This is a genomic window from Streptomyces odontomachicola, from assembly GCF_039605595.1.
GTDB lineage: Bacteria > Actinomycetota > Actinomycetes > Streptomycetales > Streptomycetaceae > Streptomyces.
In genome coordinates this window covers 84,344-100,652 of the sequence record NZ_JBCFOK010000006.1, presented here as the reverse complement: position 1 = coordinate 100,652, position 16,309 = coordinate 84,344, and the positions used below count along the sequence as shown (strand labels likewise).

Genomic DNA, 16,309 nt, shown 5'->3' with positions numbered 1-16,309 from the left:
GTCGTTCACAGTCGGTCCACGAAACGGCCAAGCCAGTCACTCTTGGCAGCATCCGGTCGGAGTGCGACTATCGACGCGCGTCAACTTGTCATGCACGTGCCCCCCTTGGCCCCCGCTCCTCCCCCCACACCGGGAGACACCATGACCTCAGCACGGCACCATGTCACCGACTCCCCCACCACCGCCGCCACCTCGCGCCGCGCGCTGCTGCGCGGCGGGCTGGCGCTCGGCGCCGCGGTCACCACCGCGGCGGCCACCGCGCACACCGCCGTGGGAGCGCCCGGCGCGCTGCCGGGACCCGCGGACTATCCGCCGATCGAGTTCATCCCGGCGCACTCCTCCAACTACTCGTCCGCCGGACGCCCTTCGGACAACCCGATCGCGTTCGTGGTCATCCACGTGACCCAGGGCGGCTATGCGGGAACGATCAGCCACTTCCAGAACGCGGGCGCGAACTCCTCGGCGCACTATGTGCTCCGCTCGCGGGACGGGCACCTCGCGCAGATGGTCCGCGAGAAGGACATCGCCTGGCACGCGGGGAACTGGGACTACAACACGCGCAGCATCGGCATCGAGCACGAGGGCTTCATCGACGACCCGAAGTGGTTCACCGAGGCGATGTACAGATCCTCGGCGAAGCTCACCGCCGCCATCTGCGACAAATACGCGATCCCCCGCGAGCGCAGCCGCATCATCGGCCACCACGAGGTGCCGGGCGCGACCCACACCGACCCCGGCAAGCACTGGAACTGGGACCTGTACATGCGGCTGGTCGCGGAGGCGTGAGCGGCGGACCGGCCGCCAAGGCGTGAGCGGCGGCCGCCGGACCGGTGAGTCCCGCTACTGCTCCGAGATCTCGTTGAAGCGGCGCAGATACGCGGCGAAGCGCTCCAGGTCGTCGGCCTGCCAGTCGGCGAGCCTGGTGCGGAAGACCGTGGCGCGCGAGGCGTGCGCCTGGGCCAGCACGGCGCGCCCCTCCGCCGTCAGGTCCAGCACGTGCACGCGCTGGTCGTCGGGGTCGGGCCGGTGCTCGACGTAGCCGAGCTGCTTCAGCGCCGCGACCTGCCTGCTGACCGTGGACTTGTCGAGCATGTAGTGCGCCGCCAGGTCCGTCGCCCGGCAGCCCCGCCGCTCCTCCAGGTGGGCGAGCAGCGTGAAGGAGACCAGCGACAGCTCCGGGTGCAGATGCGCCGCGGTCGCGCGGGCGCGGCGCGCGAAGGCGGTCAGCTCGCGCTGGATCACGGCGATGGAGTCGTCGACGGACGCGTCAGCGGGGTCGGAGGCGGATTCGTCCCGATGCATGGTTGCATAGTACAACTCATGGGGATGCCCCGTGCTCCCGGGCCCTGCTGCCGCGCGGGGACCGGGCCTGATGAGATGCTGACGGCCCGAGAGCCGAGATCACATAAGGAGTCCCGGGTGTCCTTGCTCTTCCCCGCGCTGCACGCGCAGTCCTCGAAGACCGCGCTGCACTTCGGCGACCGCGCCCTCAGCTACCGGCAGCTCGCCGCGGCGGCGAGCGAGGTGGCCTCCCGCATCGACCAGACAGGACGGGTCGCGGTGTGGGCCACGGCCGAGCTGGAGACGGCGGTCGCCGTGGTCGGCGCGCTGCTGGCGGGGGTCCCCGCCGTGCCGGTCAATCCGAAGAGCGGCGAACGGGAGCTGGCCCACCTCGTCGGCGACAGCCAGCCGGCGACGGTGCTCACCGCGCCGGGCGCCGAACTGCCCAAGGAGCTCGCGGGATTGCACCGTACGGAGGTCGTGCTCGACCCCGAGGCGCCCGAGCACGGCGCGACCTGGCAGCCGCTGGCCGAGCCCGACCCGAACTCCCCCGCGCTGATCGTCTACACCTCCGGCACCACCGGGCCGCCGAAGGGCGCGGTGCTCTCCCGGCGCAGCGTGACCAGCACCCTGGACGCGCTGGAGGACGCCTGGCAGTGGAGCGAGGACGACGTGCTGGTGCACGGGCTGCCGCTGTTCCACGTGCACGGGCTGATCCTGGGCGTGCTCGGCCCGCTGCGGCGCGGGGGCACGCTGCGTCACCTGGGCAGGTTCTCCACCGAGGGCGTGACGCGCGAGCTGGCGTCGGGCGGCACCATGCTGTTCGGGGTGCCGACGATGTACCACCGGATCGCCGAATCGCTCGACGCCGAGCCGGAGTTGGCGCAGGCGCTCTCCCGCGCGCGGCTGCTGGTCTCGGGCTCGGCCCCGCTGCCGCTGCCCGACCACGAGCGGATCACGGAGGCCACCGGGCGGCATGTGATCGAGCGGTACGGGATGACCGAGACGCTCATGAACACCAGCGTGCGCGCGGACGGCGCCCCGAAGCCCGGCACCGTGGGCGTGCCGCTCAAGGACGTGGACCTGCGTCTGGTGGACGACTCCGGTGCGCGGATCGAGGTCTGGGACGGTGAGACCGTGGGCGAGGTGGAGGTGCGGGGGCCGAACCTCTTCACCGAGTACCTCAACCGCCCCGACGCGACCGCCGAGGCCTTCGACGGCGGCTGGTTCCGCACAGGGGACATGGCGACCGTCGACGCGGACGGCTATGTGCGGCTGGTCGGCAGGAAGGCCACCGACCTGATCAAGAGCGGCGGCTACAAGATCGGCGCCGGCGAGATCGAGAACGTGCTGCTGGCGCACGCCGGGGTGGCCGAGGCGGCCGTCGCCGGGGTGCCCGACCCCGACCTGGGCGAACGGGTCGCCGCGTGGATCGTCCCCGTCGACGCCGCGAACCCGCCCGCCGAGTCGGAGCTGTCCGAGCGCGTCGCCACCGAGCTCGCGCCGCACAAGCGCCCCCGCGCCGTCCACTTCGTCGAGGCGCTGCCGCGCAACGACATGGGCAAGATCCTGAAGCGGGAGCTGCCCGGCAGGGAGGGCTGAGTGTCCTCGCAGGGGCGGGAACGCGACGGGGCGGAGTCCTCGCAGGGGCGGGAACGCGGCGGTGCGCGGGCCGCGCTGGCTTCGGTCGCGGACGGCTTCGCTGAGCTGCCTCCGCCGCCCGCCTCTGAATCCTCCGGCGCGCCGGACGGGCCCATCGGCTGGGACGGGTACGACGCCGCGCGGGCCCGCGCCCGGGAGCGCACCGGGGAGCAGGAGTCGGTGGTGTGCGGCACCGGGGTGGTCGACGGCGTCGAAGCGGTGCTGGTCTCCTTCGAGTTCGGCTTCCTGGGCGGGTCACTCGGCGAACGTACGGGTGACCTGCTGGAGTCCGCGTTCGTCCACGCCCGTGCGCGGCGGCTGCCGCTGGTCACGCTCGTCGCGACCGGGGGCAGCCGCATGCAGGAGGGCATGCGCGCGCTGTCCCAACTCCAGCGTGTGGCGCGGGAGTCTGCGCTGACGCGGGCCGCGGGGTTGCCGCAGATCGCCGTCGTACGGGACCCGGCCACGGGTGGCGGGTGGGCGACGCTGGCCGCCGGGGCCGACGTGACGCTCGCGCTGCCCGGCGCGCAGGCGGGGTTCGCGGGCTCCCGGGTACGTCCGCCGGGCGCGCCGGCCGAGGCGTACGCCGCCGAGGGGCAGTACGCGGCGGGCCAGATCGACGCGGTCGTCGGGGAGGGCGAGCTGCGGGGTGTGCTGGGGCGGTGGCTCTCCCTGCTGACGGCGGGCGGGGGCGGCGAGGCCGCTGCGCCGCCGCGCGCGATTGCCTCCGGCGGCTCTGACGGGGAGCTTCCCGAGAGTGGCTGGGAGGCCGTGCGGCGTGCGCGTGCCGCCGAACGGCCGCGGGCCGGGGCGTACTTGGACGCGTACTTCGACTGGTACGAGGAGCTGTCCGGGGACCGGTGCGGGGGTGTGGACGCGGGCATGCGGTGCGGGTTCGGGCGTGTGGGGGACGCGACCTTCGCCTTCGCCGCGCAGTGCGGGACCGCTACGCGGCCCGCCGGGTTCCGGACCGCCGAGCGGCTGGTCCGGCTCGCCGGGCGGCTCGGGGTTCCCGTGCTGACGCTGGTGGACACGCCGGGTGCGGACAACGGGCCCGAGGCGGAACGCGCGGGGGCCGGGGCCGCGATCGCCGGGTGCTTCGAGGCGGTGGCCTCGGTGGGGGTGCCGGTCACCACGCTGGTCGTCGGCGAGGGCGGGTCCGGCGGCGCGTTGGCGCTGGCCGCGCCCGGGCGCACGTGGGTCACGCCCGACAGCTACTTCTCGGTGATCGGACCCGAGGCGGCGGCTTCGATCCTCAAGCGGGATGCGGGCTCCGTGCGGTGGACCGCTGATCAGTTGCGGTTGCGTCCGCAGGATGTGGTCGCGCTGGGCGCCGCGTGCGGAGTGGTCCCGTATTCGTAGGCCCGCCGAGTGGGGTGGGTGGCCGCGCCCGGCTTGGGCGGGTCGCTTCGCGCCTTGACCGCCGGTCAGGACCGCTTCTTGTCGCTTCCCGCTGCGGCGGGTTTTGGGTGGGTGGTTGCGCCCGACTTTGTGCGTTGCGGCCCGCCCGGCAACGCTCCGCGCCACCGGACGGGCCTCCGCCCGGTCTGCGGCGTCCGCGGATTACGTACGAACGAGCCGTCGCGCCACGCTGCTGGTCGCCCACCCCACGACTCGCTGCGGACAGCCGCGGCAGCGACCCCGCTCCCGACGGGGCTACAGCCCCGCGAGCCTCGCCAACCTCGCGTAGGAGTCCCACCGCGCCGCCGGCTCATACGTGTTCAGCGTGAGCAGCAGCTCGTCGGCCCCCGTGCGGGCCACGAGGGCGGACAACGTCGCCCTCATCTCGGCCGCGGTCCCACGAAGTTGAGAGCCGCGCGCCTCCTCGTACAACGAAGCCTCACGCGGGGTCATCGGACGCCCCGCCACCTCCTCCGGCGGCAGCAGAGGCGCGAACACCCCCCGCGTACGCGACTCCACCGTCGCCCACGCCTCGGAGGTCTGGAGGCGCTCGGCCTCCTCCGCCGTGGCGGCCACCGCCGCGTTGACGGCGACGACCACGTACGGGACGGCGCACTGCGCGGAGGCGACAAAAGACGCGCGGTACGACTCGATCGCGCGCAGAGTACGGGACTCGTCGCGATGCCCCGCGATCACCAACGGCAGCCCCAGACGGCCGGCGACCGAGGCCCCGGACCCGACGGCCAGCACGAACGCCGGCACCCGCAGCCCCTCAGCGGGCAGCGCCCGCACCGTGCCCCCACCCTCGAAGAAGCGCAGCACCTCGGCGACCTGCTCCTCGAAGCCCTCGGCCGCCTCCTTGCCGACGCCCAGCGCCCTGCGTACGCCGTCGGTGAAGCCCACCGAGCGCCCGAGCCCCATGTCGATACGCCCCGGATGGAGGGACTCCAGCACCCCGAACTGCTCGGCCACCACCAGCGGCCGGTGATTCGGCAGCATCACGCCGCCCGTCCCCACGCGTATGCGAGAGGTCGCGGCGGCCACGGCCGCGGCGAGCACGGTCGGCGCCGAGCCCGCCACCCCCGGCACACCGTGGTGCTCGGCCACCCAGAAGCGGTGAAAACCCAGCTCCTCGGCCTGCCGCGCGAAGTCGACCGTCTCGCGCAGCGCCGTCGCCGGATGCTCGCCCTCGCGGGTCAGCGCCCGGTCCAGTACGGAGAGGCGCGCGGTGCCCAGGGGTGCTGCTGCGGGCCGCGGGGCGGCGGAGGTCTGCGTACTCACCCTCCGTACAACGCATCCGCGGGCTCAGGATTCCCCGTCCTCCAGCAGCCCCGCGTCGTGCGCGAGCAGCGCGATCTGCACCCGGTTGTTCAGGTCCAGCTTGGTGAGGATGCGGGAGACGTGGGTCTTCACGGTGGGCACGCCCATGAAGAGGTCAGCGGCGATCTCCGCGTTGGACTTGCCCTGGCCCACGGCGACGGCCACCTCCCGCTCGCGCTCGGCGAGGCCGTCGAGTGCCGCGCGGGCGCGGGCCCGCCGGGTGTCCCGGCCGGACTCGGCGACGTGCCGGATCAGCCGCTGGGTGACGGCAGGGGAGAGTACGGGATCGCCCGCCGCGACCTTCCGTACCGCGTCCAGGATCTGCGCGGGCGGCGTGTCCTTGAGCAGGAAGCCCGCCGCCCCGGCGCGCAGCGCCCGCAGCACGTGCTCGTCGGTGTCGAAGGTGGTGAGCACGACGACCTCGGGCGGCTCGCGGCGGGCACGCAGCAGCTCGGTCGCGGCGAGGCCGTCGACGGTGGGCATGCGGATGTCCATGAGCACGACGTCGGGCGCGTGCTCGGCGACGAGCGGCGGCACCTCGGAACCGTCCGACGCCTCGCCGACGATCTCCACGTCCTCCCGGCCGCCGAGCATCAGCCGGAGCCCGGCGAGTACCAGCGGGTCATCGTCGACGAGGAGGAGGCGCACGGCGCGCGGAGCGGGGGTCGTCATGGCGACCACGGTAGCCAGGCGGTCAGTTCGAAGGCGTCGCCGGTGGGGCCGTACCGCAGGTCACCCCCGGCGAGGGCCACGCGCTCGGCGAGCCCCGTGAGCCCCTGGCCGGCGCCCGGGATCCCGCCGGGGAGCGCGGCGGCCCCCTCGCGCCCGCGCCCGCCCCCGTACTCGCCGCCGTGCCCGCCGCCGTTCTCGCCACCGTGCGGGAGCCGGTTGCGCACCCGTACCGTCAGCCCCTCCCCCGGCGCGCCCTCCACCGTGACCCGCACCGCCGAACCGGGCGCGTGCTTGCGGGCGTTGGTCAGCCCCTCCTGGACGATCCGGTACGCGGCGCGGCCCACGGTCTGCGGCACCCGTTCCGGCTCGCCGACCTGCTGGTCGAGGGTCACGGGCGCTCCCGCGCCGCCGGATTCGCCCGCGAGGCGGGGCAGGTCGGCGAGGGTGGGCTGCGGGCGGCCCGCCTCCTCGGACGACTCGTCCGCGGCGTCCGGGGGCCCGGCGCGCAGCACTCCGATCACCTCGCGCAGCTCCTCCAGCGCACGGTGCGCGCTGTCCCGGATGACGCCAGCGGCCCGCGCCACATCGCGCGTCGGCGCGTCCGGGCGGAACTCCAGCGCCCCCGCATGCACGCTGAGCAGCGACAACCGGTGCGCGAGCACATCGTGCATCTCCCGCGCGATGGCCTCGCGCTCGGCCCGCTGGGCCCGCTCGGCGCGCAACTCGGCCTCCGCCTCGGCGCGTTCGGCGCGTTCCTGGAGGGACGCCACGAGCTGACGCCTGGACCGTACGAAGAGGCCCCAGCCGATCGCGCCGCCCACCAGCACGCACCCGATGAACAGGTCGCTCGCCCTGCCCGTGTCGGGCACGGGCCGCACCAGCCACTGGAGCGGCAGCGTGGCCAGGCTCGCCGCGCCCAGCACGGCGGTGGTGCGGAACGGCCTGTGCACCGCGACCGTGAACAGCGCCGCGAGCTGCGGGCCCGCCACGAAGTGCGAGAAGACCCCGGCCACCACCAGTACGGCGGCGAGCGTCACGGGCCACCTGCGGCGCAGCCACAGCGCGCAGCAGGCGAGGGCGCCCGCGATCTGGTCGGCGATCAGCGCACCCTCGGGAATCCGGGGGTCGTCGACGACCGCCTCGGAGGTCAGCACGCTGAACGCGGCCGCCAACACGAACGCCGCCAGGTCCACGGCCCAGTCGCGACGGCCGCGCCGGACCGCGGAGCCCGTGTCGTGAGGGTGCTTCATGGGCCCGAATGTACTGCTCGGAGGGGGTGCGGCGGCCGTACCGGCACGGTCGCGGATACCGAAGTCGCCGCCCCGCATACCTTCGGCCGACCCGCGCGCCGGCGGGGCCTCCGTAGCGTCCCCGGCATGAAGTCACTGCTGGGGTTCGTCTCGTTCGTGCTGATCGCGCAGGGCGCGGGCGCGCTCGTGCACCACTTCGTGGGCTGGTTCTCGCTGTGGACCCTGGTGCACCGCGTCGGCTTCCTGTCGGGGTACGAGGTGTACGCGGGGATCGTGCTGCTCGTGCTGGGGGTGGCGGTGGGCGCGGCCTCGGACAAGGTCGAGGACGGTTGAACCGGGGACGGCTGAGCCGGCGACGGCTGGGTCATGGGCGGTTGAGGGGTGCCGGCGCGACGGGCTCGTCCCAGGCGATGCGGTAGTGGGTGAGCCAGGTGCTGGTGCCACCCGGCGGCCTGTCCCCCGCGGCGCGCTCCCCTGCGGCGCGCTCCTCCGGGACGCCCTCCTCCGGCACGGACTTCCCCGGACCGGCCTTCTCCGGCGCGGCCCTCTCCGGACCGTGCACGGCGTGCGCGTTCAACTGCGCGCTCTGCCGTACCAGGCGCTCCACCCGCTCCCTGCGCAGGTGCTCGTACGCGGCGAACGCCCCCTCCGGATGCGGCAGATCGCGCAGGCACTTGGCGAGGACGACGCCGTCCTCGATGGCCATGGAGGCGCCCTGACCCGCGTTGGGAGCCGCGGCGTGCGCGGCGTCGCCGAGCACGGCGAGGGGACCGCTGTGCCACACGGGGGTGCGGGCGATGTCGTACGCGTTGCTCCCGACGATGCCCTCCCCGCTCGCTCCGACGACCGCGGCGGCCGGGGTCCCGTCCTCCGCGAAGAGGGCGCGCAGCCGCTCCCGCCACTCCCCCGCCGTGACGGCGGCGAGCTCCTCCCTGCTCATCTCCTCGCCCGGGGTGTTGGCGAACCACCACACCTCGCCGTCCGGCGCCCGCGTGCAGCCGAGGAAGGCGCGCTTGCCGTGGAGCATCCGGTACGTGCCGACCGCCGGCGACAGCTCGGGGCTCAGGCCCCGCGCGTAACCGCACACCGTGATCTGGCCGGTGTGGCGGGGGCGCGGCGCGTGCGGGTCGAGCAGTCCGCGCACGGTGGAGTGCAGGCCGTCGGCGCCGAGGAGCAGGTCGCCCGTGGCCGAGGTGCCGTCGGCGAAGCGGGCGGTCACCCGGCCGTCCGGCAGGGTCTCGGCGCCGGTGAGCCGCTTGCCGTGCTGTACGTCCACGCCGCGGCGGGCCGCCTCGTCGTGCAGCACCCGGTAGAGCGCGGCCCGCTTGAGGGTGTGCGGGCCGAGGACGCCCGCGCCGTCCTCGTCGCGGGTTCCGGAGGCCGGTCGCTCGGCGATCAACTCGCCCTCGGCGGAGAACAGTTCGACGCTCCCCGCCGGGAACGCGGCGTCCAGCACCGGCTGGTGCGCGCCGATGGTCCGCAGCGCCTCGAGCCCGTTGTTGAACAGCACGAGGAAGGCGCCGACGTCATCGGCGCCGACCGGGTACGCCTCGTACACCGTGGCCCCGATGCCCGCCTTGCGCAGCGCCATCGCGGTCACGGGACCGGCGATCCCGCCGCCGATGATCAGCACATGGGTCATGGGCCCTCCAGGATCGTCGCCGCTGCTGCTGCTGCCGCCGCCGCCGCCGCCGCCGCCGCAACGGAGGACGACGGGCGTCACTCCATGGTTGCCCTCAAGTACCGCGCCGTCGCGCCCTCTCCGCCGCGCGCGACCTCCTCGGGCGTACCGGCCGCGACGACCTTTCCGCCCTGGTCACCGCCGCCGGGGCCCAGGTCGATGACCCAGTCGGCGCCCGCGGCCACGCTCATGTCGTGCTCGACTACCACCACCGTGTCGCTCGCCTCGACCAGCCCGTGGAGCCGCTCCATGAGGAGTTCGGTGTCGGCGGGGTGCAGGCCCGTGGTGGGCTCGTCCAGCAGGTAGAGCGTGTGGCCGCGGCGTACCCGCTGGAGCTCGCCCGCCAGCTTGATCCGCTGCGCCTCGCCGCCGGACAGCTCGGTCGCGGGCTGGCCCAGCCGCAGGTAGCCGAGGCCGACCTGCTGGAGGGTGCGCAGTCCGCGCGCCGCCGCCGGTACGTCGGCGAGGAACTCCGCCGCGTGGTCCACCGTCATCCCGAGCACGTCGGCGATGGTCGCGCCGCGGTAGGTGACCTCCAGCGTCTCGGCGTTGTAGCGCGCGCCGCGGCAGTCGTCGCAGGGCGCATAGGTGCCGGGCAGGAAGAGGAGTTCCACGGCGACGAAGCCCTCACCCTGGCAGGTGGGACAGCGCCCCGGCGCGTTGTTGAACGAGAACCTCCCCGCCTTGTACCCCCGCGCCCGCGCCTCCTCCGTCCCCGCGAACACCTTCCGCACCGCGTCGAACAGCCCCGTGTACGTGGCCAGGTTGGACCGCGGCGTCCTCCCGATCGGCCGCTGGTCCACCCGCACCAGCCGGTCCACGGCGTCCAGCCCCTTCACCGAGGCGACCGTCGCACCCGGGGAACCGGCTGCGACCGCGTCCTCCTCCTCTTCGCCCTCGTCCTCGGGCGCCCCGCCGGCACGCGACCCGGTGTGCTCCCCCACGAGATCCGCCAGCACCTGGCTGACCAGCGTGGACTTCCCGGAACCCGACACTCCGGTGACCGCGGTGAACAGCCCCAGCGGGAACGCCGCGTCCAGCCCCTCCAGGTTGTGACAGGTGACCCCGGACAGCTCCAGCCACCGCCCGGGCGCCGGGCTGCGCGGGACACGCCGCGCCCCGGTGGGCCGCCCCTCGGGGAAGAGGTACCGCCGGGTCGCCGAGCGCTCGTTGTGCGCGAGCTCCTCCACCGGGCCGCTGTGCAGGACCTCGCCGCCGTGCTCGCCCGCGCCGGGGCCGACGTCCACCAGCCAGTCGGCGCGGCGGACCAGCGCCATGTCGTGCTCCACCACGAACAGCGAGTTGCCCGCGGCCTTGAGCCTCCGCAGCACGGTGAACAGCGCCTCGGTGTCGGCCGGATGCAGCCCGGCAGACGGCTCGTCCAGCACGTACACCACCCCGAACAGACCCGACCGCAACTGCGTCGCCAGCCGCAGCCGCTGCAACTCCCCCGGCGAGAGCGTCGGCGTCGGACGCCCGGTGCTGAGATAGCCCAGTCCCAGTTCCGTCAGCACCCCGATGCGCGCGACCAGGTCACGCGCGAGCGTCACCGCGACCCCGTGCGCGGCGCTCGACTCCCCGCCGCCCGACGGCCGTTCACCTCCGTCGCCAACCTCGGCCCCGCCCTCGGCACCTCCCTCGGCGATGGGACGCAGCACCTCGGCGAGGGTGCCCACCGGGAGCGCCGCCATCTCCGCGATGGTGCGCCCGGCGAACGTCACCGCCAGCGCCTCGGGCCGAAGCCTCCGACCGCCGCACGCCGAGCAGTCCGCGCTGACCAGGAAGTTCTCGACCCGCCTGCGCAGCGTGGCGCTCTTGGTACCCGCGTAGGTGTGCAGCACATACCGCTTCGCGCTCTGGTACGTGCCCTGGTACGGCCGGTGGATGCGCCCCGCCTCCCGCACCGGGTGCACCGTGACCACCGGCTGCTCGTCGGTGAAGAGGATCCACTCCCGGTCGGCGCGCGGCAGTTCGCCCCAGGGCCGGTCGATGTCGTAGCCCATCGCGTCCAGGATGTCCCGCAGGTTCTTCCCCAGCCACGCCCCCGGCCAGGCCGCGATCGCTCCTTCCCTGATGCTCAGCGAGGGGTCGGGAACCAGCGAGTCCTCCGTCACCCGGTGCACCGTCCCCAGGCCGTGGCACTCCGGGCAGGCCCCGGCCGCCGTGTTCGGCGAGAAGGCGTCCGAGTCCAGCCGCTCCGCCCCCTCCGGATAGGCACCGGCCCGCGAGAACAGCATCCGCAGCGAGTTGGAAAGCTGCGTCACCGTGCCCACCGAGGACCGCCCGCCCGGCGCCGAACGCCGCTGCTGCAGCGCCACCGCCGGCGGCAGCCCGGTGATCTCGTCCACGTCCGGCGCGCCCGCCTGCTGGATCAGCCGCCGCGCGTACGGGGCGACCGACTCCACGTAGCGGCGCTGCGCCTCGGCGAACAGCGTGCCGAAGGCCAGCGAGGACTTGCCCGAGCCCGAGACCCCCGTGAACGCCACCAGCGCCCCGCGCGGAACCTCCGCCGTCACGTTCCGCAGGTTGTGCTCGCGCGCGCCGCGCACCCGCACGAACCCGTCCACGCCCTCCGTCAGCCCGTCCACCGGTGCGTCCTCGTCCATGGAACCAATGGTCACACGGGGCACATGGGTCACGTTTCCGTCAGGGGGCCTGCCGAGGTCATGCCGTGCCGCTCACGGTGGTACCCATGGCCGCCATGGAGTGGTTCACAGCGGACGGCTACTGGCTCGGCAGGCTCGTGCTGCAGCGCGCCCTGGCCGGGGTGTATCTGGTCGCCTTCCTCTCGACGGCGCTCCAGTTCCGGGCGCTGATCGGCGAGAACGGCATGACCCCCGTGCCCGACCTGGTGCGCAGGATCCCCTTCCGCGCGGCGCCCAGCCTCTTCCACTGGCGCTATTCGGACCGGCTCTTCGCGGGCTGCGCCTGGGCCGGCGCCGCGCTGGCCGCGGCCGTCGCGGCGGGCGCGGCGGACGCCGTACCGCTGCCTGCCGCGATGGCCATGTGGGCGCTCCTGTGGCTGCTGTATCTGTCGGTCGTGAACGTCGGCGGCCGCTGGTACGCGTTCGGCTGGGAGTCCCTGCTGCTGGAGGCCGGATTCCTCGCGGTCTTCCTCGGCAACGCCGAGGTCGCGCCGCCGCTGCCGATGCTGATCCTGCTGCGCTGGCTGCTGTTCCGCGTGGAGTTCGGCGCCGGGCTCATCAAGTGGCGCGGCGACCGCTGCTGGCGCGAGCTCACCTGCCTCTACTACCACCACGAGACCCAGCCGATGCCGGGGCCGCTGAGCTGGCACTTCCACCACCTCCCCAAGCCGCTGCACAAGGTCGAGACCGCCGCCAACCACGTGGCCCAACTGCTGGTCCCCTTCGGCCTCTTCCTCCCGCAGCCCGTCGCCACCGTCGCCGCGCTCGTCGTGCTCGTCACCCAGCTCTGGCTGGTCACCTCCGGAAACTTCGCCTGGCTGAACTGGCTCACCATGGTCCTCGCCTTCTCCGCCGTGGACTTCACCGTGCTGGGCCTCCCCGACGCCGCGGCCCCCGAGGGGCAGGCGGCACACGCCGGAGCGCCGCTCTGGTACGCCGTGCTGGTCTGCGCCGTCACCCTCCTCGTCGCCGTGCTGAGCTACTGGCCCACCCGCAACCTCCTCAGCCGCGAACAGAGCATGAACCGCTCCTTCAACCCCCTCCATCTGGTCAACACCTACGGCGCCTTCGGCAACGTCACCCGGGTCAGGCACGAGATCGTCCTCGAGGGCACCCGCGCGGAGCGGCTGACCGAGGACGCCGAGTGGCGGGCCTACGAGTTCAAGGGCAAGCCGGGCGATGTGCGGCGGCTCCCCCGGCAGTTCGCGCCCTACCACCTGCGGCTGGACTGGCTCATGTGGTTCGCGGCGCTCTCTCCCGCGTTTGCGCGCTCCTGGTTCAGGCCGCTCGTCGTGCGGCTGCTGGACGGGGACCGTGACACCCTCCGGCTGCTGCGCGGCAACCCCTTCCCCGACGCTCCGCCCACCCACGTCCGCGCGCTGCTCTACCGCTACCGCTTCACCACGCGGCAGGAACACCGCGAGACGGGCGCCTGGTGGCACCGGACCTACGTGAGGGAGTTCCTGCCGCCGGTGCGGGCCGAGCGGGAATGAGGCCCCGGGGCGCGCGGGAATGAGGCTGCCCCTTCGCGCGGAGGCAGAGCCCCGGTGGGAGGGCCGCGCCCTCACGCCCCGTGTGCCTCCTAAGCCACCGGCGCCGGCACCACCGTCCCCGCCCCCGCCCCCGCTATCGCCGTCGGCCCGCGCCCCTTCTCGTACACCGTCAGTCCCCGGGACAGGCGCAGCGGCACCAGGATCAGCTCGACCACCAGGGCCTTCCACGCGTACCAGAGGTTGACCAGCTTGGTCGGGTAGACGCACGGGACGTTGAGCAGCACGCGCCACAGGCTGAGGCCGCGTCTGCGGGCCGCGTACACCAACGGCGGGAGGGTGCAGAGCACTTCGGCTCCCAGCCACCAGCCGAGGGTGTCGCCCACGGGCCTGCCCAGGCCCAGGGTCAGCACGAACGGGGCCGCCCACCACAGCGGGGCCGTCAGGATCTCCAGGAGCGCGAGCAGCACCCACAGGGCGAGCAGGGGTTTGCGCAGCAGCAGCCGGCCCGCGTGCCGCCGCACGTTCTGGCAGAAGCCCGCCATCCAGCGCCACACCTGTTTTCTGAGGTAGGTGAGGGTCTCGGGGTCGGCTGCCCAGGCCACGGCCCCGCTCACATATCTCGCCCGCCGCCCCGCGATCTGGCGGCTCCAGGTGTAGTCCATGTCCTCGACGATCGTGCCGACGGGGAAGCCGCCCGCGGCGCTCAGCTCCTCGCGGCGGAAGACCGAGCAGCAGCCGCTGCACACCATGGGGCTGTCGGTGAGGGCCTGGATGGGCCGGTGCCAGTGGAAGCCGAAGAGATACTCCACCGAGCGGCCGCGCTCCCACACCGTCCTGGTGAAGCGGGTCTGCACGGTGCCCGCCGCGACCGCCACCTCAGGGTCGTCGAAGGCGGGGACGACGCGCTCGATGTAGTCGGGCGCGAGGACCGTGTCCGCGTCGACGGCGAGGACGAGGGCGGTGGTGCAGTGCGGCAGCGCGGAGTTCTGCGCCCTGGCCTTGCTGCCCAAGTTGGCCGGCGGGCGCAGCACTTCGGCCCCGTACGCGCGGGCCACCTCGGCGGTGCGGTCCGTCGAGGCGTCGTCGACGACGATCACGCGCTCGGCCGGCAGGGTCTGCCGCAGCACCGAGTCGAGGGTTGCGGGCAGCCCGCGCTCCTCCTCGTGCGCGGGGATGATCACAGTGACGCCGCTGCGCCGCATGCGGCCGCCCTCCCCCGCTGCGCGAGGGCCGGACCACCGCCGCGTACGAGCCTTCTGCGCGCCCTCGCCCACCCGCGGTGCAGCAGCGCGAGCGCCCCCACCGCCCCGTACACCAGCATGCTGAACCCGACGACGGGCATCCCTCCGAGCATCGGCGCCCCGCCTCCCCTCTCATCCCGTGACCACGACCGTGGCCGTGGCCGTGACCGCCGCGGTCCGGAGGTCACGGAACGAAGGTAGGCAGGGCGCCGAACACCGCGATGATCATGGCCGTTCCCTGTGGAGGACCAGCGAGCTGTGGACAACTCGCTCACCCCCACGGGGCATCACGCGGCCATACGGAGCCGAGACGGCCGCCCCCCTAACCCGAAGAAGCCTTCTGCCGCTCCCCCGGCCGATGCGCCACCTCGGGCGAAGCCGTGTCCAACGGCACCGACCACGACCTGACGAGCCCCAACTGCACGGCCTGGCGCGGCAGTACGGCGTCCAGCAGCCAGTCGGCGGCGACCCGCACGCGGTTGCCCGGCATCGCCGCCAGGTGGTAGCCGCGGGTGACGGCGCTGGCCAGCGGCCCGGAGAGCGGCACGTGGAGGGGGTTGGCCGCCGCCTGCATGCCGCCGAGATCCACGGTGAACCCCAGGTCACGGTGCCGGTAGGGCTGCTTCTGGCCGTGGCCGAGGGAGGCGGCGACGTTCCGCGCCACGGTCTTGCCCTGTCGCCACGCGTGTTGCGCGGTCATCGGCGTGTACTGCCCCGGCTTCGTCAGATCGGGTACAGCCGCCGCGTCACCGCAGGCCAGCACCTCGGGGTGACCCGGCACCCGGAGGTACTCGTCCACGCACAGCCGCCCCTTCTCGGTGGGCAGCCCCAGGTCCTCGACCAGCGGGTCGGGCCGCACGCCCACGCACCAGATCAGCGAGTGCGTACGCACCAACTCCCCGTCGTCCAGGAGCACTCCCTCGTTCGTGGCCTCCTTCACCGACATCTCCGTACGGACCTCAACGCCGCGCTTGCGCAGCACGCGGTGCGCGGTGTCGGACAGCCGCCGGTCCATCTCGGGGAGGACGCGCGGGGCGATGTCGAGCAGCATCCAGCGGGGCCTGGCGTCGTCGCGCAGCCAGCCGCCGCGCGCCTTCCCGTGCTGCCGGGCCAGCGCGTCGGTGAACAGCTTGCCGTGCGCGGCGACCTCGGTACCGGTGTAGCCGGCTCCGACTACGACGAAGGTGCAGCGCGCCTCGCGCTCGGCGGGGTCGTCGGTGGCCGAGGCGAGCGCGATCTGCCTGCTCACGTGGTCGCGGAGGTAGAGGGCCTCCGGCATGCCGCGGAAGCCGTGCGCGTGCTCGGCGACGCCGGGGATCGGGAGGAGCTTGTTCACGCTGCCGACGGTCAGGATCAGCCGGTCGTAGCCGAGCTCTCCCCTGCGTCCTTCGGGGTCGGTGTACGTGAGGGTGCGGCCCTCCAGGTCCACCGAACCGACCTCGCCGAGCACCAGCCGTACACCGCGCAGCGTGCCGGCCAGCGAGACCGAGACGCGGCGCGGCTCCAGCGCGCCCGCAGCGACTTCGGGCAGCAGGGGCACGTACAGGAAGTAGTCGTTGGGGTTGACCAGCACGATCTCCGCGGCGTCGCGGTAACGGCGGGACAGGGTGCGCGCCGCCTGGTATCCGGCGAACCCGGCGCCGACGATCACTATGCGGGACCGGTTCACATCCGACTCCAGTGC

The 16,309-nt window shown here is 73.8% G+C and carries 14 protein-coding genes; 5 read left to right on the top strand and 9 right to left on the bottom strand.

Annotated features, from left to right (window positions below):
* Positions 1 to 141 precede the first annotated feature (141 nt).
* Complete coding sequence (locus ABEE00_RS12850; RefSeq protein WP_345745532.1) at positions 142 to 786, top strand: N-acetylmuramoyl-L-alanine amidase; 645 nt, start codon at positions 142 to 144, stop codon at positions 784 to 786.
* Between the two features lie 54 nt (positions 787 to 840).
* Here ABEE00_RS12850 and ABEE00_RS12845 read toward each other — a convergent pair whose 3' ends face one another.
* Entirely contained in the window at positions 841 to 1,302 is a 462-nt protein-coding gene (locus tag ABEE00_RS12845; RefSeq protein WP_345745531.1) for a MarR family winged helix-turn-helix transcriptional regulator, read from the bottom strand.
* Positions 1,303 to 1,419: 117 nt separating this feature from the next.
* Between ABEE00_RS12845 and ABEE00_RS12840 the strand changes: the two genes are divergently transcribed.
* Entirely contained in the window at positions 1,420 to 2,883 is a 1,464-nt protein-coding gene (locus ABEE00_RS12840; protein WP_345745530.1) for an acyl-CoA synthetase, read from the top strand.
* A gap of 75 nt (positions 2,884 to 2,958) precedes the next feature.
* Entirely contained in the window at positions 2,959 to 4,284 is a 1,326-nt protein-coding gene (locus ABEE00_RS12835) for a carboxyl transferase domain-containing protein (protein ID WP_451918573.1), read from the top strand.
* A gap of 294 nt (positions 4,285 to 4,578) precedes the next feature.
* On the opposite strand, the gene ABEE00_RS12830 is transcribed toward ABEE00_RS12835, so the two are convergent.
* Genes ABEE00_RS12830 through ABEE00_RS12820 form a run of 3 tightly spaced genes read right to left on the bottom strand, consistent with a single transcriptional unit; the run spans position 4,579 to position 7,565 of the window.
* Positions 4,579 to 5,604 carry an MsnO8 family LLM class oxidoreductase gene (locus ABEE00_RS12830; protein ID WP_345745529.1) on the bottom strand — a complete coding sequence of 342 codons (1,026 nt, stop codon included), beginning with the start codon at positions 5,602 to 5,604 and terminating at the stop codon, positions 4,579 to 4,581.
* Positions 5,605 to 5,628: 24 nt separating this feature from the next.
* On the bottom strand, positions 5,629 to 6,315 hold the full coding sequence (locus ABEE00_RS12825) for a response regulator transcription factor (protein ID WP_345745528.1): 687 nt from the start codon (positions 6,313 to 6,315) through the stop codon (positions 5,629 to 5,631).
* Entirely contained in the window at positions 6,312 to 7,565 is a 1,254-nt protein-coding gene (locus tag ABEE00_RS12820; protein ID WP_345745527.1) for a sensor histidine kinase, read from the bottom strand. The genes ABEE00_RS12825 and ABEE00_RS12820 overlap by 4 nt, the downstream gene beginning before the upstream one ends.
* 126 nt (positions 7,566 to 7,691) lie before the next feature.
* On the opposite strand from ABEE00_RS12820, the gene ABEE00_RS12815 reads away from it, so the two are divergent.
* Positions 7,692 to 7,898, top strand: coding sequence for a hypothetical protein (locus tag ABEE00_RS12815; RefSeq protein WP_345745526.1), 207 nt, complete (start codon positions 7,692 to 7,694; stop codon positions 7,896 to 7,898).
* 31 nt (positions 7,899 to 7,929) lie between these two features.
* Here ABEE00_RS12815 and ABEE00_RS12810 read toward each other — a convergent pair whose 3' ends face one another.
* A complete protein-coding gene (locus tag ABEE00_RS12810; protein ID WP_345745525.1) occupies positions 7,930 to 9,207 on the bottom strand; it encodes an FAD-dependent monooxygenase in 1,278 nt (425 codons plus the stop codon).
* A gap of 77 nt (positions 9,208 to 9,284) precedes the next feature.
* The gene (locus ABEE00_RS12805) at positions 9,285 to 11,852 is read right to left on the bottom strand and encodes an excinuclease ABC subunit UvrA (RefSeq protein WP_345745524.1); all 2,568 of its coding nucleotides are present in this window, start codon (positions 11,850 to 11,852) and stop codon (positions 9,285 to 9,287) included.
* Positions 11,853 to 11,947: 95 nt separating this feature from the next.
* Between ABEE00_RS12805 and ABEE00_RS12800 the strand changes: the two genes are divergently transcribed.
* Complete coding sequence (locus ABEE00_RS12800) at positions 11,948 to 13,384, top strand: lipase maturation factor family protein (protein ID WP_345745850.1); 1,437 nt, start codon at positions 11,948 to 11,950, stop codon at positions 13,382 to 13,384.
* 89 nt (positions 13,385 to 13,473) lie between these two features.
* On the opposite strand, the gene ABEE00_RS12795 is transcribed toward ABEE00_RS12800, so the two are convergent.
* The 3 genes from ABEE00_RS12795 to ABEE00_RS12785 all read right to left on the bottom strand — a co-directional run bounded on the left by ABEE00_RS12795 (position 13,474) and on the right by ABEE00_RS12785 (position 16,294).
* Positions 13,474 to 14,586, bottom strand: a complete 1,113-nt coding sequence (locus ABEE00_RS12795) for a glycosyltransferase family 2 protein (RefSeq protein WP_345745523.1) — start codon at positions 14,584 to 14,586, stop codon at positions 13,474 to 13,476.
* The gene (locus ABEE00_RS12790; RefSeq protein WP_345745522.1) at positions 14,562 to 14,726 is read right to left on the bottom strand and encodes a hypothetical protein; all 165 of its coding nucleotides are present in this window, start codon (positions 14,724 to 14,726) and stop codon (positions 14,562 to 14,564) included. Before ABEE00_RS12790 ends, ABEE00_RS12795 begins: the two co-directional genes overlap by 25 nt.
* Before the next feature lie 221 nt (positions 14,727 to 14,947).
* Entirely contained in the window at positions 14,948 to 16,294 is a 1,347-nt protein-coding gene (locus tag ABEE00_RS12785) for an NAD(P)/FAD-dependent oxidoreductase (protein WP_345745521.1), read from the bottom strand.
* Between the last annotated feature and the right edge of the window lie 15 nt (positions 16,295 to 16,309).